The 24,333-nt window shown below is 41.8% G+C and carries 20 protein-coding genes; 6 read left to right on the forward strand and 14 right to left on the reverse strand.

Annotated features, from left to right (window positions below; translation table 11 throughout):
- Positions 1-192 precede the first annotated feature (192 nt).
- The 3 genes from JMX50_RS10000 to JMX50_RS10010 form a co-directional block, all read right to left on the reverse strand.
- Entirely contained in the window at positions 193-1,806 is a 1,614-nt protein-coding gene (locus JMX50_RS10000; protein WP_201562594.1) for a hypothetical protein, read from the reverse strand.
- A 537-nt stretch (positions 1,807-2,343) separates the two neighbouring features.
- Positions 2,344-3,993: a chaperonin GroEL gene (gene groL / locus JMX50_RS10005; protein WP_201619970.1), complete on the reverse strand. Its 1,650-nt coding sequence runs from the start codon at positions 3,991-3,993 to the stop codon at positions 2,344-2,346.
- A gap of 127 nt (positions 3,994-4,120) precedes the next feature.
- Positions 4,121-4,411 (reverse strand): co-chaperone GroES, encoded by a 291-nt coding sequence (locus JMX50_RS10010; protein ID WP_010196840.1) that lies wholly within the window; start codon positions 4,409-4,411, stop codon positions 4,121-4,123.
- 603 nt (positions 4,412-5,014) lie between these two features.
- Here JMX50_RS10010 and JMX50_RS10015 point away from each other — a divergent pair.
- The gene (locus JMX50_RS10015; RefSeq protein ID WP_201629426.1) at positions 5,015-5,785 is read left to right on the forward strand and encodes a DUF3108 domain-containing protein; all 771 of its coding nucleotides are present in this window, start codon (positions 5,015-5,017) and stop codon (positions 5,783-5,785) included.
- 121 nt (positions 5,786-5,906) lie between these two features.
- Here JMX50_RS10015 and JMX50_RS10020 read toward each other — a convergent pair whose 3' ends face one another.
- Both JMX50_RS10020 and wrbA read right to left on the reverse strand, forming a co-directional pair.
- Positions 5,907-6,404, reverse strand: a complete 498-nt coding sequence (locus JMX50_RS10020; protein ID WP_201629427.1) for a hypothetical protein — start codon at positions 6,402-6,404, stop codon at positions 5,907-5,909.
- A 69-nt stretch (positions 6,405-6,473) separates the two neighbouring features.
- The gene (gene wrbA / locus JMX50_RS10025) at positions 6,474-7,091 is read right to left on the reverse strand and encodes an NAD(P)H:quinone oxidoreductase (protein WP_201629428.1); all 618 of its coding nucleotides are present in this window, start codon (positions 7,089-7,091) and stop codon (positions 6,474-6,476) included.
- Positions 7,092-7,523: 432 nt separating this feature from the next.
- Between wrbA and JMX50_RS10030 the strand changes: the two genes are divergently transcribed.
- The 3 genes from JMX50_RS10030 to JMX50_RS10040 all read left to right on the forward strand — a co-directional run bounded on the left by JMX50_RS10030 (position 7,524) and on the right by JMX50_RS10040 (position 12,374).
- Positions 7,524-9,083 (forward strand): YihY/virulence factor BrkB family protein, encoded by a 1,560-nt coding sequence (locus JMX50_RS10030; RefSeq protein ID WP_201629429.1) that lies wholly within the window; start codon positions 7,524-7,526, stop codon positions 9,081-9,083.
- Between the two features lie 263 nt (positions 9,084-9,346).
- The gene (locus JMX50_RS10035; protein ID WP_227671021.1) at positions 9,347-10,954 is read left to right on the forward strand and encodes a DUF2254 domain-containing protein; all 1,608 of its coding nucleotides are present in this window, start codon (positions 9,347-9,349) and stop codon (positions 10,952-10,954) included.
- A gap of 145 nt (positions 10,955-11,099) precedes the next feature.
- Positions 11,100-12,374 carry a cation:proton antiporter gene (locus JMX50_RS10040; RefSeq protein WP_201629431.1) on the forward strand — a complete coding sequence of 425 codons (1,275 nt, stop codon included), beginning with the start codon at positions 11,100-11,102 and terminating at the stop codon, positions 12,372-12,374.
- Between the two features lie 118 nt (positions 12,375-12,492).
- Here the strand turns inward: JMX50_RS10040 and JMX50_RS10045 are convergent, their stop codons facing one another.
- The 3 genes from JMX50_RS10045 to JMX50_RS10055 are packed head-to-tail and all read right to left on the reverse strand — an operon-like array spanning position 12,493 to position 15,388.
- Entirely contained in the window at positions 12,493-13,050 is a 558-nt protein-coding gene (locus tag JMX50_RS10045) for a DUF2127 domain-containing protein (RefSeq protein ID WP_227671022.1), read from the reverse strand.
- Entirely contained in the window at positions 13,043-14,254 is a 1,212-nt protein-coding gene (locus JMX50_RS10050) for a dihydroorotase (RefSeq protein ID WP_201629433.1), read from the reverse strand. The genes JMX50_RS10045 and JMX50_RS10050 overlap by 8 nt, the downstream gene beginning before the upstream one ends.
- A 60-nt stretch (positions 14,255-14,314) precedes the next feature.
- The gene (locus JMX50_RS10055; RefSeq protein ID WP_201629434.1) at positions 14,315-15,388 is read right to left on the reverse strand and encodes an aspartate carbamoyltransferase catalytic subunit; all 1,074 of its coding nucleotides are present in this window, start codon (positions 15,386-15,388) and stop codon (positions 14,315-14,317) included.
- A gap of 428 nt (positions 15,389-15,816) precedes the next feature.
- Between JMX50_RS10055 and JMX50_RS10060 the strand changes: the two genes are divergently transcribed.
- Together JMX50_RS10060 and JMX50_RS10065 are read left to right on the forward strand one after the other, a co-directional pair.
- Positions 15,817-16,800, forward strand: a complete 984-nt coding sequence (locus JMX50_RS10060; RefSeq protein ID WP_201629435.1) for a class 1 fructose-bisphosphatase — start codon at positions 15,817-15,819, stop codon at positions 16,798-16,800.
- Positions 16,801-16,898: 98 nt separating this feature from the next.
- Positions 16,899-17,693 (forward strand): TrmH family RNA methyltransferase, encoded by a 795-nt coding sequence (locus tag JMX50_RS10065; RefSeq protein ID WP_201629436.1) that lies wholly within the window; start codon positions 16,899-16,901, stop codon positions 17,691-17,693.
- A 112-nt stretch (positions 17,694-17,805) separates the two neighbouring features.
- Here JMX50_RS10065 and JMX50_RS10070 read toward each other — a convergent pair whose 3' ends face one another.
- The 6 genes from JMX50_RS10070 to ilvC form a co-directional block, all read right to left on the reverse strand.
- Positions 17,806-19,014 (reverse strand): cupin-like domain-containing protein, encoded by a 1,209-nt coding sequence (locus tag JMX50_RS10070; RefSeq protein ID WP_201629437.1) that lies wholly within the window; start codon positions 19,012-19,014, stop codon positions 17,806-17,808.
- A gap of 331 nt (positions 19,015-19,345) precedes the next feature.
- Complete coding sequence (locus tag JMX50_RS10075; RefSeq protein ID WP_201562622.1) at positions 19,346-20,278, reverse strand: electron transfer flavoprotein subunit alpha/FixB family protein; 933 nt, start codon at positions 20,276-20,278, stop codon at positions 19,346-19,348.
- Between the two features lie 155 nt (positions 20,279-20,433).
- Complete coding sequence (locus JMX50_RS10080; RefSeq protein WP_201562624.1) at positions 20,434-21,183, reverse strand: electron transfer flavoprotein subunit beta/FixA family protein; 750 nt, start codon at positions 21,181-21,183, stop codon at positions 20,434-20,436.
- Between the two features lie 828 nt (positions 21,184-22,011).
- Positions 22,012-22,224: a cold-shock protein gene (locus JMX50_RS10085; RefSeq protein WP_057758834.1), complete on the reverse strand. Its 213-nt coding sequence runs from the start codon at positions 22,222-22,224 to the stop codon at positions 22,012-22,014.
- A gap of 368 nt (positions 22,225-22,592) precedes the next feature.
- Positions 22,593-23,018, reverse strand: coding sequence for a hypothetical protein (locus tag JMX50_RS10090; RefSeq protein ID WP_201619956.1), 426 nt, complete (start codon positions 23,016-23,018; stop codon positions 22,593-22,595).
- 266 nt (positions 23,019-23,284) lie between these two features.
- Positions 23,285-24,301: a ketol-acid reductoisomerase gene (gene ilvC, locus JMX50_RS10095; protein WP_201562628.1), complete on the reverse strand. Its 1,017-nt coding sequence runs from the start codon at positions 24,299-24,301 to the stop codon at positions 23,285-23,287.
- Positions 24,302-24,333 lie beyond the last annotated feature (32 nt).

Raw genomic sequence — 24,333 nt, forward strand, 5'->3', positions numbered from 1 at the left:
ACTTCTCACTTGTGGCAAGTCCGGTATGTCCTTGCCGATAGTATGCGATGACTTGCATCTTAAAGTCTAGATCGTAACGCATAAAAATACCCCCATAAGTTGTGTCCAACTTATGGGGGTCGGTTCATAAGCTCAGCCTATCGGGGTTTTTTGACAAAGAATTAGCACAGCTGCCATAAGATTTCTTAATAACTATACGGTAAAGCGAAACCTATCTCTTGAAACATCAAGTACGACAGTTTGATCATAGATATTATAAGTATGGAGACGATCGATATCAGTTGCCCAATTGGGTTCAATATAACGCACAAAGGTTTCTTTATAGGATATCGGCGTCAAATCTTCTACTAAGTATAAAGCTATCCTACGTCCGTACCTAATTGTACAGTCCTGGGCAGTACGAAACAACTGACCATTTTTCCGAAATAGTGCTCCTGCTAATCGTGATCCACGTACATCAATCTTGATAGGTGCAAGCGGATGGAGTGTCCAATCATCCGACATTAACTTGTCAGAAATATAAATCTGCAACTCTAAACCCGCTGTAATTTCTGATAGTGAACCATGAGTCGTGAAAAGATACCATAGTCCATTGTGTTTAATAACTGCACTATCTAATGCTTTCACCCCAACAACCAACTTATGAACCTTCTCCCACTTGTGAGGAAAGTTTGTCGCTTTCAATAGGTTAATGCAATTGGTCTCTGCAGCTTCTGGAATCATATATATTACATTGTTGTACTTAAATACATTAGGAAAGCTCAAATGAACGCTAATACCTAAATTTGTCGGTCCCGAATCAATAACTTGATTGCTTTCATTCAGTTCTACCCATTCTATACGACCTATATTTTCTTTGTAATTTAAGCTTTCAAAGAATATATAGCGCCTTGAGTCTTGTTCAATATAAAAAGGATCCGCCCAAAAGCATCCTTTTTCAGGTAATAGCTCCGTATATGTTTGTATTGATTGATCAACAGAGCCAATAAAAATACTCCATTGACTTAGATAAGAAATTTTATAAAATATTTCCACAGCGTAATACTTTAAATAACCCGTCAAATGCCTTATAGCAGTTAAATATTTAGTGGTCTTATAGTTTTTGCAGTCGTCAATTGAATCAGCAAATTTTTCACTCTCGACTCCAATATTATTGTTATGGAAATAACAATACAATATTGATGCTAGAACCCCATTTAATTTATGCTCAGTTAAGTTATAGTTCAAATAGAACAAAGTACAATAACCTCTCCCCACAACTTTGTCACCATCAAGGGAATCACTTAATAGGTGTAGACTAACTACGCTATGATCCCATCGTTCGGCAAACTGCCAATACAATGCTGGTTCACCTCGTTTTATGGTTTCGTCACCATAATGAAAAGAAAGAATACCTTTTTTTGTAATACCTAAGACTTTCTCAGTTAAGTTCTGGAAACCAATATTAAGAAGGTAATCTAGATCTGCTGCTCCAAGTTTCTCAATAACTGAGTCTTCAATCTCATCAGTAGACTGATACTGTTTTGGTGTTGATATAATGATAGGTATCTTGCCGTTAGCTACCAAATCATGGATAGAATAACCCTTAACATCACTTTTAGTACGAGAAAGGAAAGAGAATATTCGTTGATTAATAAATGGAATAACCTCTGTTACATTAGATATGATAGATTTTGGTTTTACACTTCGTCGAACAGCGATACAAACCTCAACGATACCCTCATCAACTAGAAGTTTTAATGGTTCAAACATGTGCCATGCTAATGTTTCATCTTCTATTAGAATTCCAAGCCTAGTTTTTTTCATCTTTATCGCCTTAAATGGCACACAAGCTGTTGTAGCTATTAACCTACAGCACATGCCCAACTATTCCCTTGAATAAATTTTAAGTCCATTTAACCTATATTCTAATACTAGCATATAGTTAAAGAAATTTTATATACTTAAAAGCTTATATAATTTTTGAATAGATTTACTCTACTCTATAGTCTTTTAATTTTTAAACGATATAACATACGTTAAAGGTTATGAGGTTAATAGAAGCGACTCAACCTAGATAACAGTTCAATATTTACCATAACTGTAAATCCTTACTCGGCACTATCAACTTGAGATATATCAATCCATTTATAGCCTATTATCCAAATTAACTAGGCTACTACAACCAGACACAAAAAAGCCCTGCTATCTTAACGACAACAGAGCTTTCGGTAGTTCAAACACTTTTACAGAAATACTTACACTTCTAGCGAAAAGTATCTTATAGATTGACTAAAAAAGTACGGTTATTCAATTAAAGCAACCGAGGTCCATAACATCATACAAATTTAGTAGAGGCATAAATTACATCATGCCGCCCATTCCACCCATACCGCCCATTCCACCAGCACCGCCCATGCCAGCCATACCATCATCACCTTGCGGTAAATCAGTAATCATGACTTCAGTCGTTAGCATTAAGCCTGCAACAGAAGCGGCATTTTCTAATGCTGAACGAGCAACTTTAGCTGGATCAAGGATACCCATCTCTAGCATGTCGCCGTATTCGCCAGAAGCTGCGTTGTAACCGTAGTTACCGCTACCGCTCTTCACTTCGTTAACCACAACTGAGGCTTCTTCGCCAGAGTTGGTGACGATTTGACGTAATGGGGCTTCCATTGCGCGACGTAAGATATTGATACCAGCATTTTGGTCGTCGTTATCACCACGTAGCTCAGACAATGCATTCATCGCACGAACTAGGGCAACACCGCCACCAGGGACAACGCCTTCTTCAACCGCTGCACGAGTCGCATGTAGCGCATCATCAACACGGTCTTTCTTCTCTTTCATTTCAGTTTCAGTCGCAGCGCCAACTTTGATAACAGCAACGCCGCCAGCAAGTTTTGCCATACGCTCTTGAAGCTTTTCTTTATCATAGTCAGACGTTGATTCTTCAGCTTGACGTTTGATAGATTCAACACGGTTTTCGATGTCAGCTTTGTTACCAGCGCCATCAACGATAACGGTGTTTTCTTTACCGACCGTGACTTTCTTAGCGGTACCAAGCTGCTCTAAAGTAGCAGTCTCAAGGCTTAGACCAATCTCTTCAGAGATAACCGTACCGCCAGTTAGCGTTGCGATATCTTCTAGCATGGCTTTACGACGATCGCCAAAACCTGGTGCTTTAACGGCACAAGTTTTTAAGCCGCCACGCATGTTGTTGACAACTAAAGTAGCCAACGCTTCGTTTTCAACGTCTTCAGCAATGATTAGCAACGGTTTGCTTTGCTGCATGACTTGCTCAAGTAATGGCACGATTTCGCGGATATTGCTAATTTTTTTATCAACAAGCAAGATATATGGGTTTTCGAATTCTGCGGTTAAGCTGTCTTGCTTATTAGCAAAGTACGGGCTGATATAACCACGGTCAAACTGCATACCTTCAACAACTTCCAAGGTATCTTCAAAGCTTGAACCTTCTTCAACAGTGATAACACCTTGCTTACCAACTCTTTCCATCGCTTGTGCAATCAGTTCGCCAATTTTGGTGTCTGAGTTCGCAGAGATAGAACCAACTTGAGCAATCGCTTTTGAATCATCAGCTGGCGTTGATAGCAAATGGATTTGCTCAACTGCTGCACGTACAGCTTTATCGATACCGCGTTTTAGATCCATTGGGTTCATGCCAGCGGCAACAGATTTCATGCCTTCTTGCAAGATTGACTGAGCCAATACAGTAGCAGTCGTTGTACCATCACCAGCAACATCGTTAGTACGGCTAGCAACTTCACGCACCAATTGCGCGCCCATGTTTTCAAATTTGTTTTCAAGCTCGATTTCTTTGGCAACTGAAACACCATCTTTAGTGATGGTAGGTGCGCCAAATGATTTATCGATAACCACGTTACGACCTTTAGGGCCTAAAGTTACTTTTACCGCATTTGCTAGAACGTTTACGCCGTCCATCATTTGTTTACGGGCATCAATGCCGAATTTTACGTCTTTTGCCATGTTAAATTACTCCACTATTATAAGTATGAGAATGCAATTAAATGTTTTAAAGAATTTTTTTATAAATGCTCTTGAGGTATAAATGGTGTTAGCTAAGAATAATTAGCTAAAATTGCCTCGTGGACAATTAGCCTTCTAGCACACCCAATACATCAGATTCTTTCATAATCAATAGCTCTTCGCCGTCAACTTTTACCGTTTGACCAGCATATTGACCGAACAAGACTTTATCGCCAGCTTTTACATCTAACGCGCGAGTTTCACCGTTGTCACGAATCTGACCGTTACCGGTTGCTAGCACTTCACCTTGTGAAGGTTTTTCTTGAGCAGAACCAGGAAGTAAGATACCACCCGCAGTTTTTGTTTCTTCTTCTATACGGCGGACGACAATACGGTCATGTAAAGGACGAATGTTCATCGATATGACTCCAAAAGTTGGTTATTAAAAGTAAGGGTTTATTTGAATTAATGATCTCAATACCAAGATCTATCAAAATGTCTGCTTAAAAACAGCATTCTTTAGATAAGCTTTGAGCTTGTATCAAAAAGTGGGGGCAAGGTGAGTTCGGTTCAAGTGTAAAGACCAAAAATTTACAAGAATTTTGCACATTGTCGCTTATTCAGTCAGTAATGATGTTTTAAAAAAATCATTTGATTGAATTGCACGCTATTAAAGGTCTCAGCATTATTCTAAAACATCGGATTTACTATCGAATAGTGGCTGTAAATGCAAGCGGTAGGACCTGAATGCACTTTAGTTATTGCTATCTATTCCATTTACGCCGTCTTACTAAGATTACAGCAAGTTACTGCGCCTGCTTTATTTAGCAAAACCAGCAACATTAACTACATTAGCCAAACGCTTGACTCTGTCGCTGCCCTTGAAAATGTAACAGAGTATGACCATATATAAGACTGAGCACATAACAAGACCTATAAATAAAAGCTAACAGTCAAACAAAAGACAATATTTATAAATAAAAGCTGATAACACAGCCTGAAACCAAATTAAGGAATATCCATGAGTTTTTTATTAAACAATAAACAATCCCTAGCAACCGATTCTAATAACCCGAAACGCAGCCCATCTAAATTTTTTACCGTCTTAACCACTGGGGCGAGCATTGCTGCGATTGGAGCTTTAAGTATGACCGCACCTACCCTTGCCAGCGCCAAAAACATTGAACCATCAAGCGCCAATTATAGCTTTACCGTTGAAGACAAATACAAAGGGACGGCTACGCGTACGTTAAATAAAGCCGGCAATACGTGGAAATATAACGTCAATGCGCGGGTAGCCGGTGTCGCAAGTGCCGCGCAAAACAGTACCTTTAGCATTAACGGTAATAATGTCGTTCCAACCCAAGCAAGCACTACTTATAAGCTATTGGGTGTTGGTCGTACCCATAAACTGGACTTTAATCCAAGCAGTAAAAAGGTGGTAAGTAACTATCGCGGCAAGTCGACCACCATGAATATGGCGCAGCAAGCTTTTGATGATTTGAGCCTCGAGGTGCAAATTCGCCAAGACTTGTTAAATGGTAAATTCTCTGGCAACTATTACATGGCGAAAAAAGACAAAGTAGAAAAAACGCCGTTTAAAAAATCAGGTAATACTAAGATTACCGTGCCAGCGGGTACCTTTGACACCGTGCGTGTCGACCGTGTCCATGATGACAACAGCCGCTCGACCAGTTTTTGGTTGGCGCCAAGCTTAGATTATCTACCGGTTAAAGTCAGTCAGATTAACGACGGTAAAAAGATGGATTTAGAATTAACCAAGGTTAATTAAGCCATTATTTCTGCATAAATGACTAACATAAAAAAGCGGCGCTCTAAAGTAGAGCGCCGCTTTTTTGCTATCAATCTTGCTATCAATATAGGTTACAACAATACAAGATGCCAAGACTCATCTAGCGAGAACGTGGTTGCTTAACGACATTATTCATTGACGGTAGGCGTTTTAGTAAGATAAATAACCAAACATTGATTGCCAGCAATAACACAAAATCAAGTAGATATACCACTATCTCAGCCCAACTACTGCCATAGATGCGCGTAAACAGCACCACACCGCTCGCGCCGAGATAAACCAAGGTAAACATACTGCCTATCAATAGCGCATACGGCGAACGCCCACGTAATATCGATGGCGTCAAGACAAACGCCGGCACCAACCATAGCGCTTGCCAAGCAATACCGCCGATAATATCTGGATTACTGGGATTAAAGACACTGATTAAAATCGGCAGCGCCAATAATCTAAAAACCAGCCATACCAACCACGTCACCATTAACCGCTGACGAATAGGCGTTATCGGTTTTTGCGCCTTAACAGCATTAGTAGCCTGAGTTGATTTTTCAGTTGGCGTTTGAATGTTATTGTCCTGATTCGAGCGGTTAGTAGCCATGAGAGATATTTATTTCCTAATTGATAGCAGCAAGCAGCAATAGTTAGAGGTCAATTAACTAGACAGCAATTAACGATTCCAATTGGCTTGGGCTAAGGCAGAAGCCGTAATCGCCAAACGACGCCCTTGAGCAATCGCCAGTTCACGCTCATCTGCTGATACAGGCTGATCATGTAAAGCACCGCTGACATGGCTTGCGCCATAAGGTGAGCCACCACCACGGGTACGATTTAGGGCAGGCTCAGCATAAGGGACGCCCACAATCATCATGCCATGGTGCAATAGCGGCATCATCATGGTCAGCAAGGTCGTCTCTTGCCCGCCATGCATCGAACCGGTGGCGGTAAATACGGCTGCTGGTTTATTTTGTAGATTACCAGCCAGCCAAAGCGTCACGGTATTGTCCCAAAAATACTTCATGGGTGCTGCCATATTACCAAAATGCGTCGGACTACCAAGCGCCAGACCGCTACAATCTTTTAAATCATCCATGGTGCAATAAAGATCGCCTTCATCAGGAATAGCAGGCTTACTTGCCGTGGTTTCAGGCGCGACTATCGGCACCGTACGAATACGCGCCGTCATGCCAGCGTCTTCAATACCTTGGGCGATGGCATATGCTAATGTCTTAGTCGTACCATAATTTGAATAATAAAGTACCAAGACATAAGGGGCGGTCTGACTCATTAGCAAAACTTCCTTCTAAAATCATTGACGTTGTTATTTGATATATGTGTTATTTGCATCATATATAGCGGGCAACTTATAGCAGACAACAGGCATTATAAATAGATGTGCACATTATGCCCGAGTCATTCACTGACATGCAAACAAAGCGCACTTAACACTCTAGTTTAAGTGCTGTTATATATAATCCATACTAATTGAATCGATTATGGTTATGACGCAGAACAGGGATGAGTTTTTCTGGCTTGCTGTGCCTACGCAGACAGAGGCTGCAAAAAATTCATCACTGTTCCGCTACATCGTTTTTATATTTAATCCACTATAGAATGATATGAAAGTCGCTTAAATGCATTTCGACACAATTAAGCGGCAGATTCTCAATGCCCATTTTTGCTACACTATTCGCACTCTTATCCGCGTTAAATGGTCGTCATGGAAAACTTATTAAAAAAAATCCCCTTTTTACACCAAAGCTGGTTTCAATTTCTGCGTTTTTTGACGCGGCATTTTTTTGAAGATAATTGCCAACAAAAAGCCGCGTCACTGACCTATACGACCTTATTATCCATTGTACCTATCCTAACGGTACTCTTAATGATTTTGTCCTCTGTTCCAGCCTTGGCTTCCGTCAGAGCGCAGATTTATGAAGTTATTTATAGCAATTTGCTGCCCCAATCGAGCTTACAGGTCAGTAAATATATCAATACCTTTGCTGAGCAATCGTCAAATCTGACCATTATCGGCGCGATGGTTTTATTCTTTACCACCATCATGACCTTGACGACCATTGAGCGCGCTTTTAACCAAATATGGCGGGTAGAAAACCGCTCTGGTGGTATGAAAAGTATGCTGCGCTATTGGACCATCGTCACGCTAGGACCGTTAGTATTAGGCACAGCATTCCTTGCCTCAAGCGCGGTACAAAGCCTAAGTTTTTTAAATAGACAAATTGCTGGTTATGGTATCGACTGGTCATTTTGGGTACAAGTCGTTTCCTTTACCATCACGGTAGCCGGCTTTATCAGTATGTATTGGTTTATTCCAAAAGCGCGTGTCCCTGCAAAAAATGCCGCCATTGCCGGTGTGTTTGTCGCCATTATCTTTGAGCTAATGAAGAATCTTTTTGGTACGGTGATGGCAAACTTTACCAGCTACGAAGTCATTTATGGTGCGTTTGCGGCGCTGCCAATTTTCTTATTATGGATATATCTGTCGTGGAACTTGATTTTATTGGGCGTTGAGATTAGCTATACCTTGACTATTTTTGAGACCGAAGAGGTCTATCCGCGCCACCCGCTCTTAAGCTTGCTCGATATGCTAAACCTTGTTTATACCCATCATTTAAAAGGCGAAGCGGTGAGCGAACAAGCATTGCGCAATGTCTTGGGGCGTAAAGAGCTGCCAAAATGGTATACCTACCTTAATTATCTACAAGACAGCAACTTGATTACCATGACGGAAGAAGAAGATTATGTGCTGAAAAAAGATTTGAGCAAAATGACTTTATGGGACTTTTATCGCACTCTACCTTATCCCTTACCTATCAAAGATGAGCTGGATGAGATGAGCCCAGAAGACCAAAAACCGTGGCTAAGCTTGTTGGTCAATCGCTTTGAAAATACAGAAGCCTATGCCAAGCAGCAATTAAATATGCCGTTAAATACTATTTTTGCTCATAGTGAACCGCGAAAAAAATCAGCGGAAAACGAAGCCGATTTAGCTAAAAAAGAGCGCTCTAAACTCTTTAGAAAATCTGACGCTGCGACTCCTAATCACTTAATTAAGGAAGATAAAGATAGTGATGACGTCACGCCACGTTTTGAGCCGGTCGCTTATGATAAAGACAGCGACATAGAGTATGACGAGCATAATAATGAAATTATCCTACCTAAAGATGTTGATATTGATAGTGACAAAGTGAATGCTGACAGCAAGCACGCTACCAATAGAAGCGATATCATTACTGAAGCGGATAATCCTACAGCAAATTAGCTCAATATAACTTTACTTATAACCGTAATGAGACATAAATAAGCCCCTACTGCAGGGGCTTATTTTTTTACTAAATTTTTAATCCTTATGGCTTATATGGTAAGGTAATTTACTTTTAAGAGATTTTATCAGCCAAATAGAATCCTTAATTGTTAATAAAAATGGGATTATTTCTTAGGTTAGTTTTTAGGTCATTTGTGGAGCACAAAACATTGGATAAACACCCTGAGAATGGCTGGCTTAAATTTGCATGGCTTACACTCATGCATAGATTAAAGCAATTTACCCAGCTCTGGTCGCTACAGACGCTGACCGATTTGCCTGATCGCCTAAGAAATATATGGCAGCAGCTTATTGGCTCTTATTGGTTTATTCCAACTGCTTGTGTGGTGGTAGGTATTTTACTTGCGCCTGTATTGGTCACGATTGATGAACATTTCGACCGCGAGACAGTTAGAGAAATCACCTTTGCCTTTACAGGTGATGATGATGCCGCCCGCGCTATTATGACCACCATTGCCGGTGCCGTACTCGGTGTCGCTGGGACCACTTTTTCGATTACGATTGCCGTGTTATCGATGGCGTCTTCGCAATTTGGCCCCAGATTGTTACGTAATTTTTTGACCGATACGCCTAATCAGTTTGTCTTAGGTGCGTTTATTGGCACTTTTAGCTATAGTTTATTGGTGTTAAAAGCGATTCATAAATATGATGTTGGTTTTGGGGTGCCGCAATTGGCGGTGACCTTTGCCATTATCATGGCGATTATTTGCGCGTTATTATTGGTGTATTTCGTGCAGCATATGGTACATGCGATTCAGGCATCACATGTGATTCAAGGCGCAAGTAATGAGGCGATTAAAAATATTCACTACTGGTATAAAGACCGCTGCGATATTGAGCATCAACGTGACGTTAAACATCATGACGTTGAACAATTTCATACTTGGCCTGCCACGCCGATTTATCCACCGTGCTCAGGCTATTTGCAGCAAATTTATCTAGAGTCACTGATCACCTTGACCCAAGATTATGGCGGCGTGGTGCACATGAACGCCAATCTTGGTGATTTTGTCACTGATAGAAATATTATTGGCTATTTTTATCAGCGTCCAGCCGACCATTCAGACAATCGCCATCAAACCAATACGCCAAATCTGGCTATCGTCCCGCGTGCGCCTGATGGGCTGTTCTGGCAACGCTTTGCTGGCTGTATACGTATTGAGCAACGCTTAAGCCACCCCAACGATATCGCTTATAGCTTAGGACAAATGACTGAAATCGCGGTACGCGCCCTCTCACCAGGGATTAATGATCCAAAAACAGCGGTCAACTGTGTGCAGTCTTTGACCGCTTGTTTAAGCATTATGATGCGGCGTCAGCCTCCCAGCCCCTATCACTTTTATACATCAAGCCCAGATCAATCAACGTCAGAGCAACCTGCGCCAGATAAAACAAACTCAGACAACAGCAATATTGAAAGCATAAACAATAAACCACGCGTCGCCATATTAGCCGTTGTGACTCATACTCCTAAAATATCCGACTTTATCGATGCATCGCTTGGCGAGATACGCCGTTACGCAACGGCAGATTTAATGGTATTAAAGGCGCTTTGTCAGGCATTGGTGGATCTCAATTATGCTAAAGTTAATAACGCCCAGCAGCAAACGCTACTACATGAGCTGACATTGATTGAACGTGCTGGACAAGACAATCTCAGCTATCAAGAATTGGTCGATGACTTAAGCGCCATGTGCCAACAAGCTAAGCAATTTATTCTAAATGAGGATGCCCAGCATCAATACTTTGCTTATGTCCCTAAGTTTGATGCTCATATTCGTCAAACGCTACAAGCGCAATCAAGGTAATCCCTAAAGCAAGTTGCATTACTAAAAATAAGTTTGCTATTCATAACTAGCATGCAAGCGCGAAAATAACTAAAATAAAAACCCAGGCAATCTTTATAAGTTCTAATCTTAGGACGATTTTTTATCATTATTTGAGACCTTTTTTATGGCTCCTACCAGCAGCTTGACCATACTAGAAATCAGCGCTATTTTTTTATCGATTACCGCCTTACTGACTTACGTAAACCATCGATTTATCGGTCTGCCAACGACTATTGGCGTGATGGTTATCTCCATTTTACTATCTATCGGTGCGATATTTTTGGGCTTTTTAGGTTTTGATGAGCTGATTGATTACGAAGTGAGCTTATTAGAGCAGCTTGATTTTACCGAAGTCTTATTAGACGGCATGCTGTCTATGTTGTTATTTGCCGGGGCGCTACACGTCAATATTGGCGATTTAAAACGTTATAAATTGCCCATTGGTATCCTTGCTTGTATTGGCACGATCGTATCGGCGCTATTAATTGCCGCTGCGCTATACTTTATGCTGCCGCTATTTGGTTTTCGGCTGCCGTTTTTGTGGTGCTTATTGTTTGGTGCTTTGATATCGCCGACCGATCCTATCGCCGTCATGGGTATTTTGGCATCGGCAGGCGCGCCAAAAAGTATTGAAACCGTCATTGCTGGTGAGTCATTATTTAATGATGGTATCGGCGTGGTTATTTTCGTGCTGCTGCTCGGTATTTTATCGAGCGGCGATATCCCAACGGCCAATTATGTCGCCCATACCTTAGCCGTTGAAGCGGGTGGCGGTATTATCTTTGGTTTGATACTCGGCGGCATATTATATTATTTAATAAAAAGCATCGATAGTTATCAAGAGGAAGTATTATTGACGCTGGCAGGCGTAATAGGTGGTTATGCACTCGCCAGCCATTGGCATTTATCAGGTCCACTTGCGATGGTAATGATGGGGTTAATGGTTGGTAATCGCGGACGGGCACTGGCAATGAGCGATAAAACGCGCCATTATATCGACCTATTTTGGGAATTAATTGATGAGATTCTCAATGCTATTTTATTTGTGTTAATTGGTTTAGAAGTGGTGATGATAGCTTATTCGGGCAATTTGTTTATCGCCGCTGGTTTGACCATTGTTATTGCCCTACTTGCGCGCTTTATCGTGGTAGGTATGACCACCAAAACCTTTCACCGTCAGCTTGATTTACCGACAGGCGCGTGGAAAGTGCTGACATGGGGCGGATTACGTGGCGGCATTTCGGTTGCTCTGGTCTTGCAGCTGCCGGCAGGCAGCGAGCGTGATATTTTATTGGCGCTGACTTATGCGGTGGTGATATTCTCTATCTTGGTGCAAGGTTTGAGCGTCGGTAAAGTCGCCAAAAGTATTCGCACTGATGAGCCAGTAGCAGAAATATAGACTTTAAAGAGTATTAATCTAGTCGTTTTAGTAAAATAAAAGCCAGTATAAGTATCATCGCTTATACTGGCTTTTTTAGGTCTATTGAACGCGTTTATTCGTTTTTATAGCAGCCTAGTTATATCAAACCTTTACGCTTCATATTGCGATAAACCACGATCACAATAATAATATTCGATACCAAGATAGCAAGCTTAAACCAATCAAACGGGCTTGCAAACAGATAATAAAGCTCGATAGGGATAAATATCCCATAGCCTAATACCCCAAACCAATATGCCCACGTTCTGTCTTGCCATAGACCATAGGCTTCAAGAAAGCGCAAACTGGCATAAGCAAAAATCAACAATAAAAATACTGGCCAATTTTTGCTTGCCTGCTGAGCAATGCGTACCGCACTATCAACCTGCGGTGCCAGTAGCTGTCCAAAGCTCTGTTGCCAAGAAGCGGTCGCTGTCGTAAGCCAATGCTCAAGGTCACTATGCCATGACCATAAAGCCCCCGCCCCTAATAGCGCACCGACGCCTTTGACCACCTCGTATATTGCGACCGCTTTAATAGATTCGCTAGAGGTACTAGCACTACTGTGCGGTTTATGCTGCTGGCTGGTTAAATTTCGGTCGTTATCCTTCGAGGATGGTTGCAGATTATCATCCTGTCGGGGCAAGTTAGCCAAAGAAAGTCTCCACAACGCGGCCTTGCAACTGCTGATTAAAGAATGGCGTATTTTTACCATTTGACAGCATGGATTCTGTGGTTACTTGCCATTCGATATTTGGATCGACCAATATTGCGCCGCCGATACTTTCATACTGCTCGCTAATACCAGCGATTTTTGCTGGATTAAGACAGATTTTATCGACCAACTGTCCTAAGGTTAATACTTCATCACGTACCAACTGACATGCCAACGCCATAAAGGTATCAAAGTTTGAGATACCGGGCGTACTCTCAGCAAACGGTGCTTTTTTAGCGGTACTATTTAGCGGCTCATGATGGCTACAAATCGCATCAATGGTGCCATCTCTTAGCCCGCGGCGGATAGCTTGCTGATCGGTATTACTACGCAGCGGTGGTAGCACATAAGCTTGGGCATTAAAGCCTTTTAAATTATCATCAGTTAAATACAGCTGATGCATCGCCACATCACAAGTCACCGGCAGCCCTTTATCCTTTGCCCAACGCATCAGCTCAATCGAAGACTTACAAGATAACTGGCTAAAATGTGCTGCAATACCCGTTTCTTCCACCATCAATAACTGTGTTGATAAGGCGACGGTTTCAGCAATCCAAGGAATCCCTTGCAGACCATGATATGAGGCGATATAACCTTCATGTGCCACCCCATCACCAGACAAACTTGGCTCATCAGGATAAAAGAACACTTTCATATTAAAAGTAGCCGCATATTCCAAGGTACGCAGTAATACTAAGTCATTGCGAAAAGGTCGACGCGCATTAGAAACCGCGATACAGCCGCCTTTTTTAAGCCCAGCAATATTTGATGGGCGCTCGCCTTCTAAGCCTGCGGTCAGAGCACCTAAAATATGTAAATAAATACCGCCATCACCAAGCGCACGCTCACGCAAGCCTTTTAACAGCGAGCCGTTTTCTAAAATAGGATTGGTATCAGGCGGAATCACCACATGCAAAAAACCATTGCCACGGGCAGCGCGCCCTTCTGATTCTAACGTACCGTGTTGTTGTTGCCCTGGTTCACGTAGGCGCGCGCACAAATCAACCAAAGGTGGCAGCAGCCACATCTCACCGCCCGTTGCAACTGCAGCTAATTTGTCTGTTGCCCCGCTTGGTAGTGAATCTTTAAATGCTTGAGGAAGATGGTTAATTATCGGTGCATCCGTATTTAACATAGTGGTCATGAGCGTTATTACCGTATCAATAAAATGGGATAAATAAATATAAAACAGCGCAGCAGAGTATTATTTACTCTCAGCTTGATGGGCGCGCTGACCTTCCATTGCCAGTGACAAGACCGCCATACGAATAGCGATACCATTATTTACCTGCTTTAAAATCACAGATTGCGCTCCATCGGCGACGCTTGAGGCAATCTCAACACCGCGGTTCATCGGCCCTGGGTGCATCACCAAGGCGTCAGGTTTAGCCAGCGCCAGCCGTTCAGGCGTAATACCATAGTGTTTATAATATTCACTCGACGACGCCAGTAGCGGCGAGCCGATACGCTCATTTTGTATTCTTAATCCCATAATGACATCACAGTCCGTGACACAGTCATTCATATTTTCATACACTTGTACGCCAAAACGCTCAATACCTTTAGGTAACAAGGTACGCGGCGCGCAGACGCGAATGTCTTTAACGCCTAAAGTTTGCAGGGCACTGATATCAGAGCGTGCGACCCGTGAATGCTTAATATCACCAACGATAGCCACTGATAATTCTTCAAATGGGCGCGGCGCTTCACGGTGAATGGTCAGCATATCGAGCATCCCTTGGGTTGGATGCGCATGCCAGCCATCACCGCCATTGATAATAGCAATATCCGGCGTCACTTCGGTTGCCATAAAATGGGCCGCGCCTGACGCTGAATGCCGTACCACAAAAATATCTGCCGTCATCGCTTGTAGATTCCACAGCGTATCGCGCAAACTTTCGCCTTTTTTGGTACTAGAGCGTTCGATATCGATGTTTAGCACATTGGCACCAAGACGCTTTTCGGCCACTTCAAAGGTTGTACGGGTACGCGTTGACGGTTCAAAAAACAAATTCATCACCGTATAGCCTTCAAGCTCAGGACGGTTAATCAGCTGCCCATTTTCATCAAAGAACGTTTCAGCTTTGGCAATAATTGCCTGCAATTGCGCCTTATTAAGCCCTTCTACCCCTAAGAAGTGGCGAATGCTGCCATCGTTATTAAGCTGCGGAAGACTTAACGAGCTATTGAGCTTTTGATGAATGGTATCAGGGTCGAATTTAGCGTAATCCGTTGGCGAGACGGTCTGGGTTGAGCGACTATCGATAGAATTTGACATAATGGCAGGTCTTTATTGTTGGTTTATATGATTTGCTAAGCATCATTTATGCATTTTTTGGCGATTTATGGTCGATAAGCACAGAGACAAGGACATTTTGGCACTTATTTGCTACAATTTACCCCAGTGGCTGTGATAGACATAACGCCGCAAAAAACAGCATTCGTCATCTTCTTGGGTAATAGCCATAGACCTGTCATAACCATCATTAAAATCCGCTTATCCAAACGATAAATAAATAATAATAGCGCTAGTGTAGCTGATTTTGTGGTCAGGACAAAGATGCCGTGTGGGGTATTTAAAAATTTACCAGATTTAAGGGCATTAAGTACGAGCTAAAATATTTCTCAAACGCTCATTTGTTCTTTAAATTTACCAGCCTTTATTTTAAATCATTTTCATTTCAATAGCCTTTATCAGGAAGCATTATGACAACCTTAGCAAACTATCTAAACGCTCATGCCAGTAACCCTGCCCTCAATGACGTGATTACTACCGTGACTGATGTCGGTAAGACTATCTCACAGTTATTAAGAAAAGGGGCGCTTGCAGATATCTTAGGTGAAGCGGGCAATCAAAACGTCCAAGGTGAAGAGCAGAAAAAACTCGACGTGTTGGCTAATGATTTATTATTAGACGCTTTGGCAAAAAACAGCCATTGTGCGGGCGTCGCTTCAGAAGAGCTCGACGATGCCACCCCTGCCAATGCCGATGGCAGTTTATTGGTATTGTTTGACCCGCTTGATGGTTCATCAAATATCGACATTAATATGGCCGTCGGTACTATCTTCTCTATCCTACCTTATCAACGCCAAGGTCAAACCAGTGAAAATAGCGACTTCTTACAAGCGGGCAACCAGCAGCTAGCCGCCGGTTATTTGCTATATGGTACCTCTACGGTATTAGCACTGACTATTACTGATAATGTTGTGATGTTTAGCTTAGACCCTGATACCAATGACTATGTGCTGATAGAAGAAAATGTCACCATCGATGCTGATACCAGCGAATACGCTATCAATGCTTCAAACTATCGTTATTGGCGCGCGCCGATGCAACAATATATCGACGAGCTCATCGCTGGCAAAACTGGTGTTCGTGGTCGTGACTTTAATACCCGTTGGGTAGCGGCGATGGTCGGTGATGTGCATCGTATTTTATGTCGCGGCGGACTTTTCACTTATCCTTTTGATACTAAAGATGCCAATAAGGCGGGCAAGTTACGCCTCATGTATGAAGCCAATCCGATGAGCTTATTGATTGAGCGTGCTGGCGGCGCTGCCACTGACGCAGTCAATCGTATCTTGGATATAGCGCCAACCGATATTCACCAACGTGTCCCTGTGGTACTTGGCAGCAAAAACGAAGTCGATTACGTTAAAAACCTACATGTAAATTATACGGATAAATAATTCAGCCGCGCCAATCTGCTAACCGTCATTATAAAGTCCTATAATTGATAGGCCTTATAATGACAATTATAACTCTCTATATTTTTGAGCGATCCATTATGGTAGCAAATCCCACCGAGCTTATTACCTCAGATAAAAATACGACCGTCAAGCTTGTCAAAGGGTTATTAACGCAAGCGCGCCAACGCAAAAAGCAAGGTCAAACCGTCATTGAGGGTGTGCATCTAATCGATGCGGCGCTGCGTAGCGATTATCCGTTCGTGCAAATACTCCTGGCAGACTCAGCGCATCAGCATCCTGAGGTTCAGCAGATTTTAACGCGACTGCCAACCTACACACCTATTTTGACTTTGTCCGATGTACTGTATGAGAGTATTCGTAGCTTAGGTACCGGTATCGACATTATGGCGCTGATTACTATACCAACGCCGAGCATAGTGGCAATCAGTGACGATTGTCTTATTCTTAATGATGTACAAGATAACGGTAATGTGGGCACGCTGTTGCGCACTGCTGCCGCAGTTGGCATACGCAATATCCTATGTACCAGTGGTACCGCGCAAGCATGGTCACCAAAGACACTCAGAGCAGGTATGGGCGCACAGTTTGCCCTAACCATTTATGAAGATCTCAGTGTGCAAGATATTTTAGATTATGTGCAAACGCCGCTATTTGCGACCAGCTCACATACTGATACTGTCATTTATCAACACGATTTAAAGCAACCTATTGCTTGGATTATGGGACATGAAGGCCAAGGCGTATGTGATGAGCTGATGCAGTGTGCCATCCCTATCGCTCTACCGCAGCCTAACGGGCAAGAAAGTCTTAATGTCGCCATTGCAGGCTCATTATGCTTATATGAGACGTTGCGCCAGAGAAAATATACTTAGCATTAGTGTTGGATATATCGACAAGTACTTATTAAAAAATGACTGATAGCACTATTTTGCGTTATCAGTCATTTTTAGTTTAAGAGCAAGCTCGGTTTTTTAATCCAGCCTCTCAACTCTGCGCTTTTTTAAAGCTTTCAGCATAGTTATTTGGTGCATTAAAGTTGGTGAAGCTGATGCTAATAGATTTATCCAGCCCTTCTACGCAATGCCACCACCCAATAGGAATAAATAACGCATCGCCTGCATCAATAGTAACTTCAACTGGGGTCACATGCTGCATCAATGGATGTTTTTTCAAATCAAAATTGGGAAAATCTACTTCACTATACACGTGCAAATCATTATAGAGCCAAGGCACTTGCCAAGCTGGAATCAAAGTAACCTTTTTAGAGCCATACACTTGAACCAACATATTGTTAGTCAAGTCATGATGTAGCGGCGTAAAAGTACCTTTGGGTCCCATCCAAAAATACGTACTAAAGGCTGCATCACTGTCTAAAAGCTGGCGGTAGCCTTCACCAAAATCCCCTATATCATCAAGTGCTGATCTGATGGCTTCAACGTTTTGTTGCGTGTTATTGGCAGTCATATAATAGTTATTACTTTCACCGTCATTTTCTATCATATTGACAAATTCAGACATCAGCATCGATTTGCGATACTTATCAGAATGCCGCTCAAAAAGCGCATCATTTTCGCGATCGAACTGCACCTCAATTTCTGCATCCCCTAAAACCTCAGCAAAGTATTGTGGACTCCACTTTTTAAGAGCAGGCCAATGATCAATGCCTTTTTTAAGTACCACAGGCTTGTGCTTACTATAATAATCTCTAATAAAGGTTTCAAACGCTGGCGTATCAATGACATCAAGCTGTTGGTTGTAACCGGCATCCAATCTAGCCAAGTGATCACAGGTTTCAAGTAGCCATTCTCGCTTTTTTAGCGTTTTGGCAGCCTTTATACCCGCTCGCAAATAGGGACTTTTTAAAGCCGTCTGTACCTCTAGGGCAATCTCTACCTCACTAAATCCCTGCTGCACCAATACGTTCGCGATACTGCTTTTACTCGTTCCCTCAAGTAGATTAGTAGCGACCCATTCTTTCCAATTATTCGGCAGCCTACGAATGGGTTGCTTGCTGTCATTCGCCACTGGCTCTAACTCATCATTGAGAGCGGCTTTGATCTGAGCATCTGAAAAGTGATTGCTCTTTAATGTCTCAATGATTGTCTCTGTTTGGACACCGCGTATTATATTCGTTGCTACCCACTCATGCCATTCTTGAGGTAAGCGTACTGCCGCGTTTAATCCTGCACTCATTAGTATCTCCTAATCCCTTATGTACTACTTCATTGGTCTATAGCATCCAGTTATGAGTAGCCTCTCACGAGAATATATTCATAACAATCACCTGACTATCACTTAGCCCGCGGGCGCTATGATAAAGCTATTTATCCAAAATCCTGCTAAATTGATAGACTAAATTTTAGTCTATCATAGTGGATAGGCTAATAAAATCAAAATTAACTTTCGAAGTATAGACCGTTAATAGGATTTGAATTTTTACATAAAAAAAGCCTCCGATTCATTGAACCGGAGGCTTTTAAAACTGTTATAGATTAAGCGATATAAAGCACTAAACCGTTAAGAACTAAATCTTGCTAGTCAGCTCAGGTAACGCTTCAAACAAATCAGCTTCTAAGAAGTAATCAGCAACGCTAGCGATGGGCGCTTCTGGGTCATTATTGATAGCAACGATGACTTTAGAATCTTTCATACCAGCCAAATGCTGAATAGCGCCTGAGATACCAGCCGCGATATAAAGCTGCGGTGCCACGATTTTACCCGTTTGACCGACCTGCATATCGTTTGGTACATAGCCTGCGTCAACAGCAGCGCGTGATGCACCAACAGCAGCACCAAGCTTGTCAGCTAATGGCTCAATGTATTTAGTGAAGTTTTCACCATTTGCTAAGGCACGACCACCAGAAACAACGATGCCTGCTGAAGTTAATTCAGGACGGTCAGATTTGGCCATCTCTTCATTAACAAAGCTTGCTTTACCAGTTTCTTGTACGTTGTCGATAGTTTCAACAGTCGCTGAACCACCTTCACTTGCTACTGGGTCAAACGCTGTCGTACGTACTGTCATAACGACTTTGTCTTCTGTGGTTTTAACCGTTGCCGTAGCGTTACCTGCATAGATAGGACGCTCAAACGTTTGCGCATCTACTACAGCTGAGATTTCTGACAACATGCTCACGTCAAGTAAAGCTGCCACACGTGGCATAAAGTTCTTACCAGTGGTGGTAGCAGGTGCAAGGATATGGCTATAATCACCAGCAATATCAGCAACCAATAGCGCAACGTTACCAGCCAATTGATGCTCATAAGCGGCATTGTCTGCTAATAATACTTTAGTCACGCCATCTGCTTTAGCTGCTTCATCAGCTGCCGCTTGTGCGCCACTACCCGCCACCAATACATGGACATCATCGCCCATTTGTTTAGCAGCAGCGATCGTGTTTAAAGTTGCCTTTTTTAGACTGGCATTGTCATGTTCTGCATATACCAAAATTGCCATTGTTTTTGTCCTTTATTTATTCGTATCATCTATTCATGCGGTTGTTTGTGTACAGCGTTATTTATACATTTAGCTTAAATATTAAATAGCTTAAATATTAAACTGCTCAGACCTCATAACGTTGCACAGGATATGCCGTAGCAAAGTATTAACAATTAAATAACTTTTGCTTCATTTCTTAGCTTATCGACCAACTCGTCAACTGAACCCACTTTGATACCAGCTTTACGCTCAGCAGGTGGCACGACTTTGATAATTTCTTGCTTAGATGCCATATCAACACCAAAATCAGCAGGCGTTTTCTCATCAAGTGGCTTTTTCTTCGCTTTCATGATGTTAGGCAATTTAGCATAACGTGGCTCATTCAAACGTAAGTCAGTGGTAATAACCGCTGGTAGATCAAGCGCTAGGGTCTGTAAACCACCGTCGATTTCACGAGTGACATTTACTTTACCGCCATCAACTTTCACTTCTGACGCAAACGTACCCTGACCAATACCCATCAATGCCGCTAGCATCTGACCGGTTTGGTTATTATCATCATCAATAGCTTGTTTACCCAACAGGATAATATCGGTAGATTCAGCCTCTGCGATACTTTTTAGGATTTTAGCGATTTGTAGTGGATAAGGTTTTGCGTCAGTCACTACCAAGACACCACGGTCAGCACCCAATGCTAAAGCTGCACGGATCTGCTCTTGTGACTCTTTTGGACCAATTGATGCCACAATGATTTCATCAATCACGCCCGCCTCTTTTAGACGAACCGCTTCTTCAACAGCAATTTCATCAAAAGGGTTGATTGACATTTTAGTGTTAGATAAATCTACGCCAGAATTATCAGCTTTTACACGAACTTTTACGTTGTAATCAATGACACGCTTGACCGCTACTAATGCTTTCATACGTTCCTCGTTTATTAATGTTATGAATTAAAAATTGCCAGTTAAGAACCAGAGGTTCATCTTTTTCAAACTGTTGTTCAAATCGTCGTTCAAAATACCACTAAAGGTTATTACTACAGTAACAGAAATTTTAACTAAACACTCATAAGCCAATCGCCAAAAGTGTCTTGGCATAATACTTGCTTTTTACCAATAATCAAAATTTAAAAGTAAAATATTAAAACCTGTTAAAGCTAAGCCAACCGTAATTATCAGACCCATCTATCTTGCGTGAGCACAGTGCTAAGGTCAAGGCAACGCCGTGAATAATGCGTCATAAATTTGTCACCACTGTTGCAAAAAGCGTCTATAAGCGCATAAATGAACCATTTATCTTATTAAAAACCGTTAGCAGTACAATATTTATTATGCTTTCTATGCTTTACGAATCACTTAACTTGATAATTATCTCTTGATTTAGGCTTCTATAGTCAGTCCTAAATAAAATAAGTACAAGTATTATAATGCGCTACTAGTATTCATTTTCCTTGCTTGCTGTGCCTACGCAGACAGAGGCTGCGCAAAATGAATACCAGTAGCTCTGTGTTCATTTTATAGCGGATCGCCTATATTCTATTTAAAATCAATGAGAACAAGCTTAGTGATATTAAATATGTAGTCTATTTTCTTAGAAAATTGCATAAAAAAAGCAACCTGATGAGAGGTTGCTTTTTTTTAAAGTCTAAACAGTATTTTTATTGTTTTAACAAACAAAGGAATCAATGCTTATTAATAATCTTTTGCTATTAAGTAAACTGATAAATCAGTATGACTCAATAATCAGTAAGATTAGATAGCTTCGATTTGCTCAGCTTGTGGGCCTTTTTTGCCATCACCTAAGATGAAAGACACTTTTTGGCCTTCGGCTAGAGTTTTGAAACCGTTACCTTGGATAGCGCTGTAGTGAGCGAATACGTCTTGTCCGCCATTGTCTTGAGCGATAAAACCAAAACCTTTAGCTTCATTAAACCACTTTACAGTGCCTTCAACTTTATCTGACATAAATTTTCCTAACTCTTTAACTGTTGGCGAGACGTGTGTCATCACCGATTAATTGATATATACTCAAGTATTTTCTGCTGAATGCGACGGCTTAAACCCTTGATATATCTAGAAGATATACTATCTGTCCTCGCCTCAAATCCTTTGAGTACAAGCTGATTATAACAGCTTTTCTCAACTGCAACAGGTTAAATTACTTTTTTTTGTAAATAATTCACTTCTTATGTAAAGGGAATGGTTAGGATGACGTAAATCTATCTAAGCTATTGATTTTCATAACTATTTGTCGTTATTTAGCAAACTATAACGAACACTCATCACGTTTTTCTTAATGATAAAATTAATAAATTAACTGTTTAACTCGATATCTACTGCGGTAACGGTAGCCATGGTGACGATAATACCAGTAGACATAGGGCAAAAAATATCAAGGAAAACGATTGGCTATAAGCGATGTACTTAGCTGGAACCACCAAGTCTTTCGGTGAATCTGGTATGCCCTTGCGTTTGAGTAGCCGTGTGCCGTATATCCAACCATAGATGGTATAAATACTATAAGCAACCGGAACTGCGAGCGCTAATGGCGCTAGATCGATAACATATAAGGCGACCGTCGAGACAAAAAACCAAGCGGTATCAATCAAGGAGCTGATTTGGAAAAATTTTGACTTTGGCAACTTACCCTGATTGCTTTTGAGCATCTCCCCCTCTATCCATATCAAAACAGCCACGATAGCGCTCAGAGTAATATATGCGAATTGCGGCGTTAGCCAGTTAGGATTTGGTATTTGCACAACAGACAACCTGTAATCAAGAAAAAATAAGAATAAGAAGCGATATGAAATAACGCTTTAAATAAGACAAAGTCATTGATAAAAATGATGAAGGCTGTCTATATGAGGCAGAGATGCTGCGTTTTCAACCAATATTAAAGCAATTGACATGAAAACCTTACTTAGCTTATTGAAATAATAGCCATTAAAAAACCCGTGCCATCAAGTGATAACACGGGTTTTGATTTCTAGATGAGCGATTAATTACCTAATCGCTCACTAGCCAATTAGTTTTTGTCTTTATCGATGATTTTGTTGCCGCCAATCCAAGGCATCATGCCGCGCAATTTAGCACCAGTCACTTCAATTTGATGCTCAGCGTTGTTACGACGACGTGCCGTCATTGATGGATAGTTGGTTGCGCCTTCACTGATGAACATTTTTGCGTATTCGCCAGATTGGATGCGTTTTAGCGCATTACGCATAGCTTCACGTGATTGCTCATTGATAACTTCAGGACCAGTCACATATTCGCCGTATTCAGCGTTGTTACTGATTGAGTAGTTCATGTCAGCGATACCGCCTTCATACATGAGGTCTACGATAAGCTTTAGCTCATGTAAGCACTCAAAGTAAGCCATTTCTGGTGCGTAGCCTGCTTCTGTTAGGGTTTCAAAGCCCATTTTAACTAGCTCAACAGCGCCGCCACAAAGAACCGCTTGCTCACCAAATAAGTCAGTTTCAGTTTCATCTTTAAACGTGGTTTCGATGATACCTGAACGACCACCACCAACACCAGCAGCATAAGACAAGGCTAACTGCTTAGCTTGACCTGATGCGTCTTGGTAGATAGCGATTAAATCTGGGATACCGCCGCCTTTGGTAAATTCTGAGCGTACAGTATGGCCTGGTGCTTTAGGCGCAACCATAATAACGTCAAGATCGCTACGTGGAACGACTTGGTTGTAATGAATCGCAAAACCATGAGCGAAAGCCAATGTTGCACCTTCTTTGATATTTGGTTCAATCTCATTTTGATAGAGCTCTTTTTGGAACTCATCAGGTGTCAAAATCATGATGACGTCAGCAGCTTTTACCGCTTCTTCTACTTCCGCAACTTTTAGACCAGCGTTTTCCGCTTTTTTCCATGAGCCAGAGTTGGCACGTAGACCAACGGTCACATCGACGTCTGAATCTTGGAGGTTAAGTGCGTGTGCATGGCCTTGTGAACCGTAACCAATAATAGCAACTTTTTTGCCTTGGATAATCGATAGATCACAGTCTTTGTCATAATAAACGTTCATAAGTAGAGTCCTTTTCCTCAATCATGGCGGGC

It is taken from the genome of Psychrobacter maritimus, assembly GCF_904846345.1.
In the GTDB taxonomy this organism is placed as follows: Bacteria; Pseudomonadota; Gammaproteobacteria; order Pseudomonadales; family Moraxellaceae; genus Psychrobacter; species Psychrobacter maritimus.

What these genes read in the sequence shown, in the direction of transcription:
- wrbA (WP_201629428.1), bottom strand. Translation starts at nt 7,091, where the DNA reads ATGAGTCAGACCGCCCCTTATGTCTTGGTACTTTATTATTCAAATTAT.
- ilvC (WP_201562628.1), bottom strand. Translation starts at nt 24,301, where the DNA reads ATGAACGTTTATTATGACAAAGACTGTGATCTATCGATTATCCAAGGC.
- JMX50_RS10035 (WP_227671021.1), top strand. Translation starts at nt 9,347, where the DNA reads ATGCATAGATTAAAGCAATTTACCCAGCTCTGGTCGCTACAGACGCTG.
- JMX50_RS10015 (WP_201629426.1), top strand. Translation starts at nt 5,015, where the DNA reads ATGAGTTTTTTATTAAACAATAAACAATCCCTAGCAACCGATTCTAAT.
- groL (WP_201619970.1), bottom strand. Translation starts at nt 3,993, where the DNA reads ATGGCAAAAGACGTAAAATTCGGCATTGATGCCCGTAAACAAATGATG.
- JMX50_RS10065 (WP_201629436.1), top strand. Translation starts at nt 16,899, where the DNA reads ATGGTAGCAAATCCCACCGAGCTTATTACCTCAGATAAAAATACGACC.
- JMX50_RS10080 (WP_201562624.1), bottom strand. Translation starts at nt 21,183, where the DNA reads ATGAAAGCATTAGTAGCGGTCAAGCGTGTCATTGATTACAACGTAAAA.
- JMX50_RS10060 (WP_201629435.1), top strand. Translation starts at nt 15,817, where the DNA reads ATGACAACCTTAGCAAACTATCTAAACGCTCATGCCAGTAACCCTGCC.
- JMX50_RS10000 (WP_201562594.1), bottom strand. Translation starts at nt 1,806, where the DNA reads ATGAAAAAAACTAGGCTTGGAATTCTAATAGAAGATGAAACATTAGCA.
- JMX50_RS10020 (WP_201629427.1), bottom strand. Translation starts at nt 6,404, where the DNA reads ATGGCTACTAACCGCTCGAATCAGGACAATAACATTCAAACGCCAACT.
- JMX50_RS10085 (WP_057758834.1), bottom strand. Translation starts at nt 22,224, where the DNA reads ATGTCAGATAAAGTTGAAGGCACTGTAAAGTGGTTTAATGAAGCTAAA.
- JMX50_RS10055 (WP_201629434.1), bottom strand. Translation starts at nt 15,388, where the DNA reads ATGTCAAATTCTATCGATAGTCGCTCAACCCAGACCGTCTCGCCAACG.
- JMX50_RS10040 (WP_201629431.1), top strand. Translation starts at nt 11,100, where the DNA reads ATGGCTCCTACCAGCAGCTTGACCATACTAGAAATCAGCGCTATTTTT.
- JMX50_RS10010 (WP_010196840.1), bottom strand. Translation starts at nt 4,411, where the DNA reads ATGAACATTCGTCCTTTACATGACCGTATTGTCGTCCGCCGTATAGAA.
- JMX50_RS10075 (WP_201562622.1), bottom strand. Translation starts at nt 20,278, where the DNA reads ATGGCAATTTTGGTATATGCAGAACATGACAATGCCAGTCTAAAAAAG.
- JMX50_RS10050 (WP_201629433.1), bottom strand. Translation starts at nt 14,254, where the DNA reads ATGACCACTATGTTAAATACGGATGCACCGATAATTAACCATCTTCCT.
- JMX50_RS10030 (WP_201629429.1), top strand. Translation starts at nt 7,524, where the DNA reads ATGGAAAACTTATTAAAAAAAATCCCCTTTTTACACCAAAGCTGGTTT.
- JMX50_RS10070 (WP_201629437.1), bottom strand. Translation starts at nt 19,014, where the DNA reads ATGAGTGCAGGATTAAACGCGGCAGTACGCTTACCTCAAGAATGGCAT.